Origin of the sequence: Paenibacillus sp. FSL R7-0204, assembly GCF_038002225.1 — a bacterium.
Classification (GTDB): domain Bacteria; phylum Bacillota; class Bacilli; order Paenibacillales; family Paenibacillaceae; genus Paenibacillus_AQ.
Map to the genome: position 1 here is coordinate 4,452,009 of NZ_JBBOCA010000001.1, position 18,239 is coordinate 4,470,247.

Annotated in this window: 14 protein-coding genes; all 14 read right to left on the minus strand. The window is 52.4% G+C overall.

What is annotated here, in order from left to right; translation table 11 throughout:
- Positions 1-18 precede the first annotated feature (18 nt).
- The 14 genes from MKX42_RS19670 to MKX42_RS19735 all read right to left on the minus strand — a co-directional run bounded on the left by MKX42_RS19670 (position 19) and on the right by MKX42_RS19735 (position 18,077).
- Positions 19-1,866, minus strand: a complete 1,848-nt coding sequence (locus MKX42_RS19670; RefSeq protein ID WP_340753981.1) for a HEAT repeat domain-containing protein — start codon at positions 1,864-1,866, stop codon at positions 19-21.
- 49 nt (positions 1,867-1,915) lie between these two features.
- Positions 1,916-3,361 (minus strand): SWIM zinc finger family protein, encoded by a 1,446-nt coding sequence (locus tag MKX42_RS19675; RefSeq protein ID WP_340753982.1) that lies wholly within the window; start codon positions 3,359-3,361, stop codon positions 1,916-1,918.
- A gap of 321 nt (positions 3,362-3,682) precedes the next feature.
- Positions 3,683-4,285, minus strand: coding sequence for a response regulator transcription factor (locus MKX42_RS19680; RefSeq protein ID WP_340753983.1), 603 nt, complete (start codon positions 4,283-4,285; stop codon positions 3,683-3,685).
- Positions 4,282-5,421: a sensor histidine kinase gene (locus MKX42_RS19685; RefSeq protein ID WP_340753984.1), complete on the minus strand. Its 1,140-nt coding sequence runs from the start codon at positions 5,419-5,421 to the stop codon at positions 4,282-4,284. Before MKX42_RS19685 ends, MKX42_RS19680 begins: the two co-directional genes overlap by 4 nt.
- 167 nt (positions 5,422-5,588) lie before the next feature.
- Positions 5,589-6,656, minus strand: coding sequence for a fatty acid desaturase (locus tag MKX42_RS19690; protein ID WP_340753985.1), 1,068 nt, complete (start codon positions 6,654-6,656; stop codon positions 5,589-5,591).
- 116 nt (positions 6,657-6,772) lie between these two features.
- Positions 6,773-7,918, minus strand: coding sequence for an MFS transporter (locus MKX42_RS19695; protein ID WP_340753986.1), 1,146 nt, complete (start codon positions 7,916-7,918; stop codon positions 6,773-6,775).
- 390 nt (positions 7,919-8,308) lie between these two features.
- Complete coding sequence (locus MKX42_RS19700) at positions 8,309-9,172, minus strand: IS3 family transposase (protein ID WP_339311273.1); 864 nt, start codon at positions 9,170-9,172, stop codon at positions 8,309-8,311.
- Positions 9,173-9,183: 11 nt separating this feature from the next.
- Positions 9,184-9,501: a transposase gene (locus MKX42_RS19705; protein ID WP_340750981.1), complete on the minus strand. Its 318-nt coding sequence runs from the start codon at positions 9,499-9,501 to the stop codon at positions 9,184-9,186.
- A gap of 444 nt (positions 9,502-9,945) precedes the next feature.
- Positions 9,946-11,541, minus strand: coding sequence for a response regulator (locus tag MKX42_RS19710; protein WP_340753987.1), 1,596 nt, complete (start codon positions 11,539-11,541; stop codon positions 9,946-9,948).
- Positions 11,542-11,558: 17 nt separating this feature from the next.
- A complete protein-coding gene (locus MKX42_RS19715; RefSeq protein WP_340753988.1) occupies positions 11,559-12,926 on the minus strand; it encodes an ABC transporter substrate-binding protein in 1,368 nt (455 codons plus the stop codon).
- A gap of 14 nt (positions 12,927-12,940) precedes the next feature.
- Positions 12,941-14,668 carry a cache domain-containing sensor histidine kinase gene (locus MKX42_RS19720; RefSeq protein WP_340753989.1) on the minus strand — a complete coding sequence of 576 codons (1,728 nt, stop codon included), beginning with the start codon at positions 14,666-14,668 and terminating at the stop codon, positions 12,941-12,943.
- Between the two features lie 143 nt (positions 14,669-14,811).
- Positions 14,812-15,675, minus strand: a complete 864-nt coding sequence (locus MKX42_RS19725; RefSeq protein ID WP_340753990.1) for a carbohydrate ABC transporter permease — start codon at positions 15,673-15,675, stop codon at positions 14,812-14,814.
- A complete protein-coding gene (locus tag MKX42_RS19730) occupies positions 15,672-16,625 on the minus strand; it encodes a carbohydrate ABC transporter permease (RefSeq protein WP_340753991.1) in 954 nt (317 codons plus the stop codon). The genes MKX42_RS19725 and MKX42_RS19730 overlap by 4 nt, the downstream gene beginning before the upstream one ends.
- A gap of 99 nt (positions 16,626-16,724) precedes the next feature.
- On the minus strand, positions 16,725-18,077 hold the full coding sequence (locus MKX42_RS19735; protein ID WP_340753992.1) for an ABC transporter substrate-binding protein: 1,353 nt from the start codon (positions 18,075-18,077) through the stop codon (positions 16,725-16,727).
- Between the last annotated feature and the right edge of the window lie 162 nt (positions 18,078-18,239).

Genomic DNA, 18,239 nt, shown 5'->3' on the forward strand with positions numbered 1-18,239 from the left:
GTCCAGATGGCTCAGGTATTAGTTGGCACTCCGCAGGCTGTTCAGTACATATTCCAGCTGCTGCTTACATTCATATCTATATTTAGGAATGACCGCTTCCAGCCGGTCCGCATAGCTGGCAGGGAAGCGCTCCATCAATTTAAATAAATAGAACTCAAACGTATAAGGCGTATGGACATTCTTATTCTCCAAGGCGGTCATCAGCAGTTCCAAGCGCTCCGACTCCGGCACTCCCGCCCTTTCAAGGCCTTTGAAGAGATTAGGAATGAAATCATAAGTTTTTCGTTTATAAGGCTCCTGCAGCTTGCCAAGCAGGTAGTCCTGTACCCCCTGATGACCCGGGCGTGCAAAGGCACTGGCCAAATTCACCGCGTCACGCTTGATGAACCAATCCAGCCAGCGGGGATCCCAATCTGCGGCAATTTCTTCGGCAGACAGCAACTCCCTGCTGTAAGGCTGTCTGATTCCTGATGCGTCCCACTCTACCTCGTAAGTCCCCCGGCGGATATCCACGACCTGCTCCTCAATCGTATCAATCAACAATTGCGAGCGTTGAGCCGCATCCTTGGCCTCCTTACCCACCAATATTTTCAATTTATCCATGAAACTTCCGCCGAACCGGTTGTACAGCTCTTTTGGACTGAGTGACTGCTTGGCGACACGGAAATAGTTCGGCAGGAACCTTGCGCTCCGTTTATCCAGCTCTTCAAGCTCAGCCAGCGCAGCTCCATCCGGAGTTCTCTCTTTATACCAGGCCGCACGGTCAATGAGTGGAATCCAGCCCAGAGACGAGAAGCGTGCATACTCCTTAAGGATATAGCTGTAGATTTCATCCAGCTGCGGGCTCCGCACGTAGCGCAGCGCGGTCATGTAGGGAAGAAGCTCATTCCACATCTTGTCGGTCAGCTTCTTGTCTGCATTCGTCTGCGGCGCAGCCTGCAGCTCCTCCATAAATAATACCGCCAGCCTGTCGCTTACCTCTGCGGAATGCCCGCCTGCCAGCACTGCGGCTAACATCTCACGGTCCTTCTTCTGGCTGAACACCTCAATGAGCCGCTCTGCTCCCTCTGCCGATCCACCTGCTGCCAATGCTGTGTAGGCAGCTTCACGGATGATTTTCTTCTTGTCAGCAGACCACCCCAGCAGGAGTCCTGTATATTCCTCATACTCTCCCAGACACTTGATGGCGGCTGCCCGGATCTCATCGCTGCCGTTCTCGGCTGATTGAACAATAACGTCCAGGTGACTGGAAGCGCCTGCTTGAGCAATGACCTCCAGCTTGCGGACCTCGCTCCGTCCCCCTGCCGGGTTGAAGGTCTCCAGCAGGTATCCGGCGATCTCGGGCCCATAAGAAGGGAGAATATGGTTCTTCGCATATTCCGCCAGCTCCGAATACGGGTCGTTCAGTGCAGAGACAGCCAGCGGCAGCAGACGCAGATCCTCAAAGACTCCTTCTTTATAGGCGTCCAGTACAATCTCATATCTGCCGCTTCCGGTAGTGGTGAGCGCTTCAAGCACAGGCGCAAGCTTCCGGTAAGTCTGATTCGTCTGCAGGGTGAACTTCCGAACCGGCAAGGGTCCGGTAGTTCCATCCACGGTTGTCGTTCCCTGAGTGTACAGAACAGACTCCAGCAGCAGAGTATTCTCCTGCAATTGAATGCCCGGGGCAGGACCGTCCGGGCTCCCCGGTTCAATCAGTGCCGTGATTCCCTCGCCTAGCTTCTTAAAGACCGGTGACCGCTCGCCTAGCTGCTGAAATTGCGGAAGCAGCCGCTTCAGGCGGAAATCTCCAGCCGCCAGCTCACTTCCGGCAATATACAGTCTTCTGTATTCCTGATGCAGCTCCTGCAATAACGCTGTGCTCATGGATTGTCCTCCCATTTGAATAAAGGTTTGTGGATAATGTTGAATTGCACTAGTACAGCAGACGAATGATCTCTTCGCCCTTAACGACAGTCAGCGGCTGGGCACGCAGACGTCCCTGGTCCAGGTCATGCTCGAACATGACCAGAACTGTACAGTCCTCGCGGGCGCCGGCCGGAAGGAACGGCAGCAGCTCTACCGTGCCTTGCGCAACTGACGGAATATCCTCCAGGAGCAGCCTTGTTCCTTCCCCGTCCGTCATAACATACTGGCCGTTCTCTGTAACGCCCAGAGCTGCGGCATGCAGCAGCATGACCGGCTGCTTGTCGCTCAGCGGGTTCTTGATCTGATTCTTCACCTTCTTGAAGACCTCCGAATATGAACGGTGAGCCTTGGCGGCCGCCCGCTCTAGATCCGTGCCTTGCACCGGTCTTGAAGACATGGACTCGTATCTAATCCGGGCATTCATATCCCCGGGATAGGTGTACAGCTGTGGAACCACGGCAATGTCGAAGAAGCTGTCTTCCTCGCGCATCAGCTTCGCCGCCTTGTAAGGGCGGTAGTTAAAGGTCCGGCGGATCTCCCCGCCTTCCGCAGAGAGATCCAGCCAAAAGCCAAGGTCTACGAACTCCTGGCGGGCCCCATCGTTGTAGCTGTAGAAGGATAACTGCAGCAGCTCTGCCCCCTCTTTCACCAGCCCGTATTCCTTCAGCTCGCTAAGCTGCCAGGCATGGCCCAGCCATTCATCAATCGTGGATTCGTGATCGAGCGCCAGCTCCGGGTCCTCGCTCCGGGCCAGCAGATACGTCCGGCCCTTCTTGATAAATGCGTGTAGCCGTGTCAGCTGCTCCACCGCATATGTATAGTTCTGCTCCTGATCCTTGCCGCTGAACATCAGATTCGCGAAGCGGCGCAGCTCAATCTGGGCACCGGACAAATAATAGTTCCCGAGCTGCTTCACATGCCCCTGAAGCGTCTTGGCCGCAGACTTGTCAATCGTGGAAAGGCCGCTGCGTACGAAGGAGAGCACCAGCTTTTCCAGCAGATCAAGCCCTTCGAGCTGCGCGTTGATTTTTTTCTTCAGGGCGGATTTGTTAACCTTCTTCGGCTTGGGATCTGCTCCTTCAGCCGCCTGCTTCACCTTGTTCTCTTCCCGCTTCTCCGCCTTCTCGCGCTTCGATGCGATGTCTTCGGGAACCGGAGCAGGTGTGAACGTCTGGCCTTCGGTAAAGGCATACAGCAGACCTAGTGCGTGCTTGCAGGGGAATTGGCGGCTGGGGCAGCTGCAGCGGAAGACCGGGCTGTCTGGTACGATGAAGTCCACTGAGCACTCATAGGGCGTTTTGCCGCTTCCGGCACATTTTCCGAATAATAGCTCTCCGTTCTCCGACTGATGGAGCTCCACAAAGCTCTTTTTGCGGACCAGCCCCTGGCCGTTCTTGATCGCAGCAGCATTGGGTGCAAGTGAATCGACGTACGTGGATGTTAGCTCTGGCAAATTAGATTCCTCCCGGCTGAATTAGGATGTAAGCAGAATGAATAATCGTGCATATAGGGCACAAGTATTTATTACCCAACTTCACATGAAACGACTACAAATAGGATCATATGTTTGCATTCATTTTAGCAAATCTTAGCGTCCGATCCAATAGAGTAACCGCTTTCAGATGAAAAATGGGTGATAGGTCCTAGATTCCCTTCTAGTCAAGCTCCTTTATAAGCGCTTTATGTAACCTCTATAACCGAACAAAAGTCGAACAAAAAAAACGGCCAGCCCTCATGAAACAGCCGCCGTTCATGCTTCCCCGCCAGGGATATTTTATTTGAACCAGCCTTTCTCCTTGAAGCGTGTAATCGCCTCGATCCGGTTGCCCACATCCAGCTTGTCCAGAATGACCGAGATGTAGTTGCGGACTGTTCCGGTGGTGATATACAGCTGGCTGGCGATCTCCTTCGTATTCTTGCCGTCGGCAATCAGCCCCAGCACTTCCTTCTCCCGCTCGGTCAGCGGATTCGCTTCCTTGCTGTAGGCTTCATCCATCAGCTCCGGCGCGTACATCCGTTTGCCGTCCATGACACTGCGGATCGACAGCGCCAGCTCCTCGCTGGGACTGTCCTTAAGCAGATAGGCATCCACTCCGGCCTTGACCGCACGCTCGAAGTACCCTGCCCGGGCAAACGTGGTCAGAATCATGATTTTGCAGCCTGCCCCCTTCAGGGCTTCTGCCGCTTCCAGGCCCGTCATAGCCGGCATCTCAATATCCATAATACAGATATCAGGCTGCAGCTGCTTCACCAGCTTCACAGCCTCTTCCCCGTTGCTCGCCTTGCCAACCACTTTCATGTCTTCCTCCAGGTCCAGCAGCGCCGACAGTGCTCCCAGCAGCATCCGCTGGTCTTCGGCTATCACGATTGATATCATTGCGCGTTCACCTCCATGTCCGGCTGCTGCGACGCATTCGGCACCTTAATCACTAGCGTAGTTCCTTCATCCTGGATCACTTCCATCGAACCGTTCACGAACTCCAGCCGCTCCCGCATTCCCTGCAGGCCATGCCCCTTATGATACAGCCTGGTCCCCTCAATCCCCGTGCCGTTATCCTTCACCTTAATCACCAGGTCTGTCCGGGAAGGCTCAATCTGGATCAGGCAGAGCGAGGCGCCGCTATGCTTCACCACGTTGGTTACGGCCTCCTTCATGCACATGCTCAGCACATTCTCGGTAATCAGCGAGGTATTGGTCAGAACGGGATCACCCTCCAGCATATAACCGATCTCCGCCGCCTGGAGGAATTGCCGGATGCGCACCAGCTCATCTTCAACCCGGATGCCCCGCATCTGTGTGATCATCTCCCGGACTTCCTTAAGCGCGCTGCGGGCGGTTACGCGGACATCGTTAATTTCGATCATGGCCTGTGCCGGATTCTTGCTGATCAGCTTGCCGGCCAGGTCACTCTTCAGTCCGATCAGTGACAGGCGTTGTCCCAGCGTATCATGCAGATCCCGGGAGATCCGCTGACGCTCTTCCATAATACCCAGCTCGGAGATCCGTTTGTTGGCATCCTCCAGCTGTTCCTCCAGCTTATCCTGCCTGTTGCGGTTATAGGTAGTGACCGGAAGCAGCACCACAGCAATGATACTGACCAACACGAACGGCAGCTGCGAGAGGAATACGGGATTGCGCATAATCAGCTCATAGTTAATGGCTACAATCGTCGTCAGCAGATGGATCGGATAGAGGGTGAAGAAGGCCGCTCTTTTCTGAATATTCCCGATAAAAAAAGCCAGAAACAGCGCAAAGTACATGTATCCGAACAGCAGCGTCATCGTAACAGAAACTATCATCTGCACACTGGTCCAGAAATAGACTACCCAGCCCCTGGCCTTAAACGACAGCACGTAGCAGGCGAAGAAGACCATAATCATCAGAATGCCATACACCCAGCGGTCCGCCGAGGAGGATCGGAAGATGAAATAGAACGGAAGAATGTAAAAAACAACCCATACATAAGGGCTCAGTCCCGTACTTTTATGAAAAATATGATGCCACTTCTGCATGTTAGCCATCCTTTTTGCCAGCAAGTTTATACCCCCATTTTAACATAAACCAGCCTCAGACCGGCAACTTCCTTCGAAACAACCTGTGTGTATTCTAAAAAAGAAAGACCAGACCCGGCATCCTGCTCCCCGGATCTGTCTTTCTGCATGTTATCAAGTTACCGCTTCTATTCGCTCTGGAACCCCGGTTTGATTACCTTCAGCCCCTCTTTCACGGCAGGCTCACTCTTCCGCAACCGCTGCTTCAACTGCTTGAAGCTGACGAAGACCTTATGCTCTTCATCCCAAAGACGGTATTTCAGCGCTTCGAGACTGGTGCTGAGTGTAATGGTGGTTGCCTTTTGCAAAGGCGGGCTGGCATTGTGAGCCAATTCCAGATTATAATTCGGCACCTTTGGACTCAAGTGATGCACATGGTGAAATCCGATATTTCCGGTAATCCATTGCAGTAGCTTCGGCAGCTTATAGTAAGAGCTTCCTTCTACAGCGGCGTTCACGTAGCTCCACTCTTCATCATGCTCGAAGTAAGTATGTTCGAACTGGTGCTGTACATAGAACAGCCAGATGCCGAGGAACCCGGACACGAACACTATTGGAAGTTGCACCAACAGGAACGCCTGCCAGCCAATGAGCAGAATAATTCCAGTATATAGAGCCACAATGGACACATTGGTCAGGTAGGTATTCATGCGCTCCTTGCGTCTTGCCCCTTTGGCATTGAACCGGTACTGGATGAGGAATACAGCAATCGGTCCGATGACGAACATTACCAGCGGGTTGCGGTAGATCCGGTAATAGAGCCGCTGAAGCGGCTTGGCAGCCACATATTCATCCACCGTCATGATCCAGATATCCCCGATGCCTCTTTTGTCGAGATTGCTGCTTCCGGCATGATGAATCGAATGACTGTGCTTCCACTGGCGGTAAGGGACCAGGGTAAGCACACCGGTGATGGTGCCGACAATATCATTGGCCTTGCGGTTCTTGAAGAACGACCCGTGACAGCAGTCATGAAAAATAATAAAGGTGCGGATGACAAAGCCGGCAGCCGGAATAGCGAACAGCAGCGTCAGCCAGTAGGACACGGATAAGCTGAAGTAAGCGGCGGTCCATAATAGCACCAGCGGCCCAAGCGTATTAATGAGCTGTTTTATGCTCGTGCTGAGGTCTGTTTTCTCATAAGGGGCTACGCTTTTCTTCAATGTAGAGAGCTGGGGTATCTGGTTGTTGGTCATCGGGATCGGTTCCTCCTCGGATGCATCCATTCAAGGATACTTCTTATATTTCCAGTATAAAGAAAGAAGTGTCATCCCCGTAAGTCATAAATATCAACTCTGATGTATGACAAATGTCATAGTCGGCTCTGGAGTGCTTGTCTGCCCGCCTCTTTCGTTCTGAGCAGCGGCAGCAGAATCAGCACCGCAATCAGGAACAACACACCGCTCCCCGTGAAGACTGCGGACAGAGAGAGCATTCCTTTAGCATAGCCGGCTACAGACATTCCAATCACCATGAAGCCCATGAACATCGGCCCCATAATGCCGCCCACCCTGCCCATATAAGCAGTCTCCGTATGACGGATCAGCAGTGTATTGATACCGATATGAATACAAGGGTAAAAGAATCCGCTAACCGTCTGGAGCACCAGCGTGAGCGCTGTGTGATGCGACCAGCCTACCCCCGCCGTTCCTGCCGCACTGATCAGCAGGCCTAGGGATAACATCGTCTGCGGCTTCATAGTTTTGCCTTTACTCATAATAAACATTCCGCCCAGCAGCATGGACGCTCCGTTGGCCATCATCACCCACTGCAGGAAGTCTTTGTCTCTGCCCAGATTCTCCATAATGATGAAGACGCCCAGCGGCTGAACCAGTCCGGCGGCAAGCCCGGCGAAGGCAAAGGTTACTCCAAGATTCTTCAACACCCGGCTTGCGCGCACATAATTCAGTCCGGATATCATCTCTGCCAGGAATCCGCTGCGGGCCTGTCCGCTCTCCTCCTTCCGCTCAGCAGGCAACTTGACCAGAATGAGCGCCGAGCAGATGAACATCCCGCCCATCACAGCAAGTGAGGCCTCAATGCCGTAATGACTATAGATGAAAGTGCCGATGACCGGACCAATGACCATGAAGAACGCCGTAAGCGACTGAAACATAGCCATTACACTCTGCAGCTGCTCTTCAGGCACATGCTGCTTAAGTAGCTTCATCGCTGAAGGCTGCGAGAACTGGGACAGGATGGCCGACACCATTGTTGCAAACAACAGGGCGCGCCATGAGCCTGACATGACCACCAGCAGTACAACAAAGATTGAGCACGCGGACAACAGATCGCTTACGATCATGGTCCGTTTGGGCCGCCAGCGGTCTGCGAAGGTTCCCCCGATGATCGCGAACAGAAAGAGCGGACCATACTCTGCCACCGAAATGAGCGAGACATAATAAGGATCATTCTGTGTAATCTCCGTCACATACAGCAGAATCGCAAAATTCCGCACCCACACCCCGAGCTGCAATAACACATTTTGACAGCATAGTCGTCCGTACATACTTGTTACTTAACACGTTAACATCCTCCATTATTTGAATACATTCTAAATAGATAAATACCTAATCTGAATATTAATATATAGACTTTAATTTACTTTGTCTATCTATTAATAGATAAATTTTATTTTATCTACAAAAACACAAATAAGGATAGATGGTCATGACGGGATGGTTCATAAGAGGCGTTTGGCCCGGCGTAACGGACTGAGGTGCGCTTATGCAGGATGAAAGTCACCCCTTGAGTAAAGTAACGGACCTCATGGAGCTTATTCTTGGAATTGCCGCTTTTAAACCTCTCGTAAAGAGACGATATGGACTTCTGTCAAGAAAGTAGACTGTTACGCAACGGATTTTTTAGTGAATTGCTTAGCAAAGCGGGCGGGGGAAAGATACCCCAGTGAGCTGTGCATTCGCTTGCGATTGTAATAGAACTCAATGTATTGGAAAATAGCATCATATGCCTGTTCCGGGTTTTTGAAGCGCGGATTACAGTAGATGAGCTCTTTCTTTAAAATACTGTGCCAAGACTCAATGCAGGCGTTATCGTAACAGTTTCCTTTACGGCTCATGCTGGATTTCATGTGGTATGTCTTTAGTTGGTCGACATATTCTTTTGAGGTATATTGAGACCCTCGGTCAGAGTGGTGCAGTAGGCCCTCGCCGGGTCGCTTCGCCGTGTACGCCGCCTGCAGCGCGTCTAAGACCAGGCTCGTCTCCATATGGTTATACAGCCGCCACCCTACAATTTCTCGCGTGCATAGATCCATGACGCTAGCTAGGTATAAGCGACCTCCACGACAAGGGATATACGTGATGTCGGTGACCCATACGGTATTGGGCTTAAGCACCTTAAACTCTTGGTTCAGTGTGTTTGGTGCAATGGGATTATTATGCTTGGAATCGGTCGTCTGCACTCGGTATGGCTTAGATACAATAGAGCGGAGCTTCATTTCTCGCATGTACACACTCACTGTGCGTTCCGTGACCGTATAGCCTTCCTGATGCAGCAGGCGGGTGATCTTCGGACTTCCATACCGTTTTTGATGGTCGTCAAAATGGTACCGGATTCGCTCCATAACAGCAGCCTTGCGGAGGGCTTGCACACTGGCTTTGGCGTTCAGCCACTTGTAATATCCGCTCCTGGATACCTGTAGGGTACTGCACATCTTCTCCAAGCGAAATGCGGAGCGATGGTCCTTCATAAACTGGAATCTTAATTCCTTGGTTTGCTGAAGATGTGCACTGCTTTTTTTACGATTGCCAATTCTTCCTCTGTATCGGCAAGTCGACTGTCTTTCTCTTGGAGCTGACGGCGCATCTCTTGGAGCTCGGCTTCGAGTTCCCGTACCCGATCCATACTGGCTACCGGTTCATTCTTTAGCTCCCGGTATTTCCCCATCCACTGGTGCAGCGTACTTTTCGGAATGTCCAGCTCTTGCGCGATGTCCCCTATGCTCTTCGTCTGCTCTTGAATGAACTTTACCGTTTGCTTCTTATATTCTTCGTTGTACCGTTGTCGTTTTTCTCCCATAGGGATGCACCTCCGTTGCCCTTATTATCCCTCCGTCCGTTAACTGTCGTCTACTTTCAATTCTAATCCCAATAAGGTCTCCTCAGTCCGTCAAACCGCACAAGGTGGCGTTTTCCTGGAAATAACGTCTTTCAGGTCCGTTAAGGCTGGATTGATGGCGTAAAAATAACTAGGTGCATAGCGAGTCGGAGAACTGGCGGATGGCCGATATTTTGGTAGGCGGTTGGTAGTCAGGCAGGATGGCGTTCAGGTGGGTGACTCTCAGGGGGGTGGCTGGAATATCCTCCTCAAGATCCATTTGGAAGACAAAGTTAATCCGTGAATGTACAAAGAAATCGCTCCTTTGGGGATGGTTGGGTGGTACCTCCATTTACCAAAACGAGCGATTTTTTTTGTTTCTTTTTTAAGGTTCCGTCCTATTCAATTGCATATTACTCACCCGGGCTAAGCCTGCTTCACATGCTCCTCACGGTACTCTGTGGGAGTCTTGCCGGTCGCTTTTTTGAATACCTGAGTGAAGTATCTCGGGTCCTGATAGCCAACCAGCGGCGCGACTTGATAGACTTTCACATTGCTGTTGCGCAGAATGTATTTGGCGTTCTCCATCCGGCAGTGGGTGACGAATTCGAGGAACGTGTAGCCGGAGATTTGCTTGAACAGGGTGCAGAAATGGCTGATGCTAAGATCGGCCACTTCGGATACCTCCTCAATGCTGAGATCCTTATGGTAGTTGGATTCAATGTACCGCTGGACCTTCTCAATGATGCTCCGGCCGTCCTCCCGGGCTGCGGTCTTATGACTCTGCTCCAGCCAGTCGCGGAAGGTGGTCTTCAGGACATTCATCATGTCCGGCAACGTGCCCAGTCCGTTCAGCTTGCTGAACAGCCTTTCAATGGACCAGTCATTATGTGTATTCAGATGTTCGAATTGCCGGTATAGCACCACACTCATCTCAATCATCAGGCGCTCCGCCAGCGGCTGGGGCAAGCTCTGGGCTTCAATGAATACGGACATCTCGTCAAAAAGAGTCAGCATCCGCTCCATATTCAGAGTACGGATGCTCTCAATCAGCGACAGCTCCAGCTCCTTCGGATACTGCACCTCGCGGTTGCCTGCCGCTGCTGTCTCCTCTTCCAGAAAGACTCCGGCCTGGCCGGAATAGAAGCGCTGGTACAGCGCCTGGGAGGCTAACGGGTAGACCGTGCTAAGCTGATCAATCCCGCTGGTGCTTCTGCTGATGCCGACCGAACAGTTCAGCTTGGAATAACGCTTAATCCCGGCAATGAGCTGCTCTCCCAGTTCCCGCTTACCGTCATTCAAGCTGGCCGGGAAGAGCAGAATCCATTCCCCGTTGTAGAACGGGAAGATGGACAATGCCCCGTTCGTAAGCGACCACTCCTCCAGGATATTGCGTACGGCAAACAGCCATAGATGCTTCTCCTCGGCGCTCCATTTCGCCGTCAAGGCGGCATAGTCGTCCAGACGGACCACGGCCATGAAGTATTCGCCCTCCAGCTCGCTGTTCTCCAGCCATTTAAGGTGCTTAAGCGGCCGCGGATTGCCCAGCGTGAATTCGGCCAGCATGCGTTCGCGGGCCAGCAGCGACAGAGTCTGCACCGAGAGCATCAACTGCTCGTTCTCCTTCTGGCGGTCCAGGCGCTCCCTGGCCCGCTTAAGCATCTCCACCAGCTCGTCATGGTCGATCGGCTTCAGCAAATAATCAAAAGCCCCCAGCCGCAGAGCTTCCCTGGCATATTCGAACTCCCCGTAGCCGCTGATGAAGATGAAGATCAGCTTGGCATTGCGCGGCAGCACCTCCTTCATCAGCGTGATTCCGTCAATCACCGGCATCCGGATGTCGCTGATAATGATATGCGGGGCGGTCTGCTGAATCTGCTGCAAGGCGGCCTCCCCGTTCTTCGCTTCCCCCACAATGCTCAGGCCCAGCTCATCCCATGGAATCGCAACCATCAGGCTGCGAAGTATAATCGGCTCATCATCAACGAGCAGGACCTTGTATTTCTCCTGCTGTTCCTTCATCTACTACACCCCCAGGCTTATTGACCCGATGAACTCCGGATCAGATTCCAATACTGCTTGGATGCATCCTGCAGCTGCTGCAAGGCCTGCTCCGCCTGCAGCCCTCCATCAATCATCTCTTCAATGACACTTAGGAAGGTCTTCTTCACTTCAGGCGATAACAGATTGTCATACGGGACGAAGCTCTGCTGATTCTCCTCCATCATATCCATCACCTGGGCGAAGACCGGTCCGGTCTTCTCCGGGTCAAATGCAATCCGCATCGACGGAATCCGGAGGCCCTCATAGACAATCCGCGTCTGAATCTCTTTCGTATAGAAGCCCTTCATCAATTCCAGAGCCGCTGTCCGCTTCGCTCCGGTAAGGCTCGAAGACAGCCCGATGCCAATCGTATACCCCCCAGCGATAGACGGCTCTGTGCCGGCCTCCCGCGCAGGGAAGGGAATGGCTCCCACCCGGCTCTGAAAATCGTCCGGGGCATTGTCCCCCGAGAATAAATTGATATCCCAGTTGCCGTTCAGGTACATGGCTGCCCTGCCTTCAGTGAACAGACGGACCGCCCCCTCAGTGGAGGTATCGTTAGAGTCTTCACTGAAATAGCCTGCCTCCACCCATCTGTTCAGGTGCCCGAACGCTTCCAGGTAGCCGCTGTTCTGGAAGCTCGACCTGTCCTCGCCTGTAATCAGCTTCTGAATCAGGTCCGGTCCGGCGTAACGGTCCATCAGATAATGGGCGAATATCCCCGCCGGCCAGCGGTCTTCGTTCCCCAGCGCAAACGGGATATACCCCGCTGCCTTCAGCTTCGCCATCACCGTATCCAGCTCGGCCAATGTATTCGGAGTATTAATGCCTAGCTTGGTGAAGATTTTTTTATTGTAATAAAGCGGTTCCGCATTGCCCTCAATCGGCAGTCCGTAGATATGGTTGTTGAATGTCCAGAGATGCAGATCCTTGAACTGGTTGCTGAGACCGTTCTCGGCTGTGAAATCGGTCAGATCCATCAGCCGGGCTGAACGCACATATGGCTCAATCTCCGCCCCGCCGAACAGAACGAACATATCAGGCGCTGTGCCGGTTACCATCTCACTCTTCAGCTTCTGCTCGCGGTGGATATTCTGATCCAGCCCCTCGAAGTTCACCTTCACATTCGGATGGCTCTCCTGGTAGCTTCGGACAACCTCCTCGAAGATCGCCAGAAGCGGCCGGTCATGCTCCTTGATCCAGAAATGCCGGAAGGTCAATGTGATCTTCTCGGGCGAGGTATCCTCAATCTGCTCCCGGTCCTCCTGCATAATGAACCATACAGCGCCGGACATCAGCACAATATAGAGGAGAATCCATCCCCAGTTGGTCAACCATCTAAGCACATGCCGTTGGTCCTTCATTTGGCTTCTCCCCCTCATGACGGCTGTATCCTCGGAATCCGGATGCAGATGGCTGATCCGAAGCCCGGTGAGGAGCAGACCAGAATACCATAGGGATTGCCGAACCGGATGTTCAGGCGCTCATGCACATTTTTCAGCCCAACCCCGCTGTCGCTGTATTTCTTGAGGTTGCTCCGCTCCTTGTCCCACTGGCTCATCAGCACTTCAAGATCGAAGCCGGGCCCGTTATCCTTCACAATAATGATAATATCCTTGCCGTTCTCCTGGGCAGTGACTGTAATCGTCCCGTGCTCCTCCATCTGCTCAATGGCATGATACAAGGCATTCTCCACAATCGGCTGAACAATCAGCTTCTGGGTCATCACGTATTTCAGCGACTCCGGAAGCTCCAGCTCATAGGAGAATTTGTCCTCGAACCGGAATTTCTGGATATCCAGGTAATGGCGGACATGCTCGAACTCCATCTGCAGCGGGATCAGCTCCTGATTCTGACTGATGCTGATCCGCAGCAGCCGGCCGAGTGAGATGACCATTTTGCTGATATCCCGGTTGCCTGCCAGCACCGCCATGGAATTGATCGATTCCAGTGAATTATAGATGAAATGCGGGTTGATCTGGGCCATCAGCGCCTGCATCTCTGCTTCCTTTTTGCGTCCCTGCTCGGTCTGGACCTGATCAATCAGCTCATTGATCTGCGAGCTCATCCGGTTAAAGCCGTCAATCAGGGAATCGCTCTCATCATTGGCCCGCAGCGGTACCGGAATCGGGGTGAAGATCCCCTGCTTGACCCGCTTCATACCGTTCACGGCACTGTTAATGCTGCGGACGAGCCTGCGGATGAAATAACGGTCGAACAGGAAGGCCGACAGCAGCGACACCATGCCGAGAATAATCGCAATATTGCGGATGGAGACCGATTCGGAGGAGATCAGGTTCATCGGCGTAATGGCCGCCAGATACCAGTCCGCGTTATGTGAAGGCAGGAAAGTGATCAGTGACCGCTCCCCTTGATAATTGTCAATGTAATAATCCTGCTCCTGGTTATAATTCTCCTGCAAAAAAGGAAAATCCGTCCGTTCCCCGATATGCTCCCCGGACTTGTTAAAGACGATATTGCCCTGCTTGTTGACCAGCAGAATATCCCCTTTCTTCAGGGTCGCAGCCTCCCAGAAAATCTGATCGAGCAGATCCGGCTTCACGTATACAACCAGATAGCCGATATCCTCCAGCGAATAATAGTCCTTAATCACTCTGGCATGGACCAGCACCGGCTTATCGCCGCTGGCCGAGCCGTTCTCTCCGGGACCGGACCATACAGGGCGCCCTTCGGCAGCCTCCATGGCTCCGAACCAGACCTGCTTGTGCATATCTGCGAAAGACATCGGCGCATTGTACTGGTATAGCAGCCGGTCTTTGCCGTACAGGCTGAACGAGGTAATCATCGGATGGTTGATCAGCAGGTTGTTGATTTCCTGCTTGCGGTCATAGGTGAGGACGAAATTCTGCTGCTTCAGCGACTGCTGAATTGCAGGCTGTGTGATTGCTGAGTTGGTGATCGATGAAATCTCACTGAGGGCAAACTTCAGCTTGCGGTCCGTCTCCAGCAGGGAGATCCAGTAGAAATTGCTGGATTTCTTCTCCATGGCATTCGAATAATTCACGTACGTAACAATCCCCATAACAATCACGGGAATGAATACAAGAAGAATAATAGCGAACAAGATTTTGCGGCGGAGCTTCATGACGTTCCCTTCCTCCTGCGGTCTATGTCCAAAAAGTCGCTGAAACGGTACCGTCCTTTAAAAGGACGGCAAAGCCGTTTCCACTTGATTATTATTCTTCACAGCATTCTGTAAATCCTCTTACATACCAAATAGACAGACAGTTAACTCTTGATGGCACCTGAAGTCAGTCCGGCAATGACCCAGCGGCTGAACAGCAGGAAGACAACCAGCAGCGGCAGCGTGGCCGTGAAGGTAGCGGACATAATCATCCCGTAATCAAGCCCGTCACGTGTAGTGAACAGCTGCTGCAATGCAATCTGAATCGTGAAATGCTCCTTGTTCTTCAAGACCACCAGCGGCCAGAAGAAGTCATTCCATACCGTCATGAAATTCAGAATACCCAGGGTAGCCATCGCCGGTGTAATGACCGGAACGGCAATTCTCCAGAAAATCCGGAAGTGTCCTCCCCCGTCAATACGTCCGGCTTCGATCAGTTCGGTAGGCACGGCCGAGGAGATGTACTGCCGCATCCAGAAGATCCCGAAGGCATTGACCATAGCCGGAACAATCAGCGCCTTGAAGCTGTCGATCCAGTGAAGCTTGGCCATAATGACATAGGTTGGCAATACGCCTAGCTGCTGCGGAACAATCAGGGTGGCGATAACGAAGACGAACAGCACATTTTTACCAGGGAATTCATATTTGGCAAAAGCATACCCGGCCAGCGTACAGAAGAACACGACCGAGACCGTCACCATGGACGAGACGAACAGCGAGTTGCCGAGCGCCTGGAAGAAGTCCGATTTGTCCAGCACCCGCTTGAAGTTCTCGAAGAACTGGTCTCCGATGGTGAGCAGCGGCGGTACGTGGAATACGGCTCCCTTGTCATTGGTCCCGACCACAAACATCCAATAGAACGGGAAGATGGAGACCAGTGCTCCGAGAATCAGTAGAAGATAAAAGCCCAGCTTGCCGAAGAAGCCGAGATCATCCGGTTTTTTTCTGAATATACGCAGTGTACTCATGCTTTTTTCCCTCCAGTCGCTCTGCCGCCGCCTCTGGAAATCAGCATATTCAAGACAGAGAACAGAATCGTAACGAGGAACAGCAGAACTGCTGTAGCCGCCGCCGTGCCGAAGAAGCCGTTGCGGAAGGCCTCACTGTACAGATAAGTGACCATCGTAATCCCTTCCTGCCGGGTAGATCCGGTCCCGGATTGGCCGAGGAAGACATACGGCTCTGTGAAGAGCTGCAGGGCACCGATAGTAGATTGCAGGGAAACGAAGATAATGAACGGCTTAAGCAGCGGCAGTGTAATGAAGAACAGCTGCTGTCTGCGGTTAGCTCCGTCGATTTTGGCGGATTCGTACAGATCCATCGGAATGCTCTGCAGGCCCGAGAGGAACAGGATCGCATTGTAGCCCGTCCAGCGCCACATGACCATGGTGGAGATGGCAATTTTGACCCCCCACCAGCCGGAGTTGAAGGCCATGCTCTCTAACCCGATTCCGTTAAGCAGCCAGTTGATCATCCCGTTATTGCCGAACAGGGTACTAAATACCAGAGTAACGGCCACGATCGAAGTGATATTCGGCATGAAATAGAGGATACGGAAGGTCTTCTTGAACCGGGTCATCCCCGAATGCAGCAGCACCGCCAGAAGCAGCGCCAGCATAACCTGCGGCACAGTACCCATAAGCCCCATAATCAGCGTGTTACTGAAGGAGATCCAGAAGGTCGGGTCCGTGGTGATCAGCTCGAAGTTTTTGAAGCCCACGTATTTCATTGGACCTAAGGCATCCCACTTGAAGAACGATAAATAGAATGTGAAGAAGATTGGATATAGTCCGAATATCGAGAACAGAATAAAGAACGGTGAAATGAAAGTATACGCAGTGAAGCGGCTCCGTCTTTGTTCAGTGAAGAAAGGACGTTTGCTCTCGGCATGCGGACTCGTAATTACGGGCTCTGCCATGTCACACCTCCAGGGAATTCATATCTAAATCCGGATTCACAGAGGGAATGCTCCGTGAATCCGGATATTTGGGGAAGCCTGTTCCCCGCAAATTACAGGTTAGCCGCGTTCTGCAAGCGTTTTTGACTGCTTGACAGCATCGTCCCATTCTTTGGCCGGATCGGCTTTCTTCTCCAGCACGTTCTTCAGCGCATTCTTGAAGAAGGTATCGGTCTGGTCATGCAGCGGTCCGTAGTATACCGGCTTCACGCGGTTAGCCGCTTTGCCGAATTCCACTGCCGTCTGCTGTCCGCCGAAGAAGTCGTCCTTGAAATCCACGAACGCAGGATCTTCGTACAGTGCAGGGATAGAAGGCATCAGGCCTTTGGTCTTGAAGGATTCCAGCTGGTTATCCTTGTTCACGAGCCACTGGATGAAATCATAGGCTTCCTTGGAGTGCTTGCCTTCCTTCGGCAGCGTGATGAACGAACCGCCCCAGTTACCGGCGCCCTCGGGAAGCTGGGCAATTTTCCATTTACCGGAGGAGTCCGGCGCGTTGCTCTTGATATTGCCGGCCATCCAGGCCGGGCCCATCACGACGGCGAACGAACCATCGTTCATGCCTTGGCCCCATTCAGGCGACCAGAGCATAACATTGCTGATCCAGCCTTCTTGTATGCCTTTAACGGTAAAATCATATGCCTTCTTCACCTGCGGATTGGTATCGCCGATGAAGCTGCCGTCTGCTTTGCTGAAATAGATCTCGTCTGCCGACTGGTCACGAAGCGCATTGTACGTCAGGTCGGTCAGGTCGGAGAAATACTTGCCTGTCTTGTCTTTGAACGCTTTCGCTACCGTAGCGAATTTGTCCCATGTATCGATGGCTGCGCCGAAGCCTTCAGGATCGCTTGGCAGTCCGGCTGCTTCAGCCAGGTCAGTACGGTAGTAGACTACAGTCGGGCCGATATCTGTCGGAAGTCCGAGCTGGAAGCTGCCGTCGATGGAGGAAGCCTGCTTCCATTTCCAGTCGAGATAGTTGGCCTGGATGTCTTTGGCTCCGAGATCATTCAGGTTGTAGAATTTGTCCTGGGCTCCCAGGAAGCGTTCCATGAAACCGATCTCAAGCTGGAAAATGTCAGGTGCGCCTGAACCCGCCGAGAGTGCTGTGGTCAGATTGTTGTGGTGGGCCGTCTGGTCACCGGTATTCTGAATTTTAATAGTTACGTTAGGGTGTTCCTTGGTGTAGGCAGCCGCCAGCTCTTCATAATTCACGTTGCCCAGCGTCCAGAACGACAGCTCAACCTTCTCTGCCTTGTCTCCTTCACCTGCGGGTGCTGATGTGCTTGACGCGTTGTTACCCTTATTTACTTCCGCAGACTTGTTGCCGCTGTTATTACTTCCTCCGCACGCTGCAAGTGAGCTCATGAGCATGATGGAGACCAGCGCCAGCGCCAGGTTCTTTGTTTTTTTCATTCCTCTGTACCCCTCTCAAAGGTTTCTTTTACAAGATTCAGTGTACCGTAGGCCACTGTTTTTTTTGAGGAGGCATATTGCCGATTTAGGGTGGAAATACTTACGATTCTAAAATAGGTGTTAACGAAAGCAAATCACTTCACGTTTTAGCTAATCATGGAT

What these genes read in the sequence shown, in the direction of transcription:
- MKX42_RS19705 (WP_340750981.1), bottom strand. Translation starts at nt 9,501, where the DNA reads ATGGGAGAAAAACGACAACGGTACAACGAAGAATATAAGAAGCAAACG.
- MKX42_RS19690 (WP_340753985.1), bottom strand. Translation starts at nt 6,656, where the DNA reads ATGACCAACAACCAGATACCCCAGCTCTCTACATTGAAGAAAAGCGTA.
- MKX42_RS19700 (WP_339311273.1), bottom strand. Translation starts at nt 9,172, where the DNA reads ATGAAGGACCATCGCTCCGCATTTCGCTTGGAGAAGATGTGCAGTACC.
- MKX42_RS19710 (WP_340753987.1), bottom strand. Translation starts at nt 11,541, where the DNA reads ATGAAGGAACAGCAGGAGAAATACAAGGTCCTGCTCGTTGATGATGAG.
- MKX42_RS19725 (WP_340753990.1), bottom strand. Translation starts at nt 15,675, where the DNA reads ATGAGTACACTGCGTATATTCAGAAAAAAACCGGATGATCTCGGCTTC.
- MKX42_RS19680 (WP_340753983.1), bottom strand. Translation starts at nt 4,285, where the DNA reads ATGATATCAATCGTGATAGCCGAAGACCAGCGGATGCTGCTGGGAGCA.
- MKX42_RS19685 (WP_340753984.1), bottom strand. Translation starts at nt 5,421, where the DNA reads ATGCAGAAGTGGCATCATATTTTTCATAAAAGTACGGGACTGAGCCCT.
- MKX42_RS19715 (WP_340753988.1), bottom strand. Translation starts at nt 12,926, where the DNA reads ATGAAGGACCAACGGCATGTGCTTAGATGGTTGACCAACTGGGGATGG.
- MKX42_RS19670 (WP_340753981.1), bottom strand. Translation starts at nt 1,866, where the DNA reads ATGAGCACAGCGTTATTGCAGGAGCTGCATCAGGAATACAGAAGACTG.
- MKX42_RS19735 (WP_340753992.1), bottom strand. Translation starts at nt 18,077, where the DNA reads ATGAAAAAAACAAAGAACCTGGCGCTGGCGCTGGTCTCCATCATGCTC.
- MKX42_RS19720 (WP_340753989.1), bottom strand. Translation starts at nt 14,668, where the DNA reads ATGAAGCTCCGCCGCAAAATCTTGTTCGCTATTATTCTTCTTGTATTC.
- MKX42_RS19730 (WP_340753991.1), bottom strand. Translation starts at nt 16,625, where the DNA reads ATGGCAGAGCCCGTAATTACGAGTCCGCATGCCGAGAGCAAACGTCCT.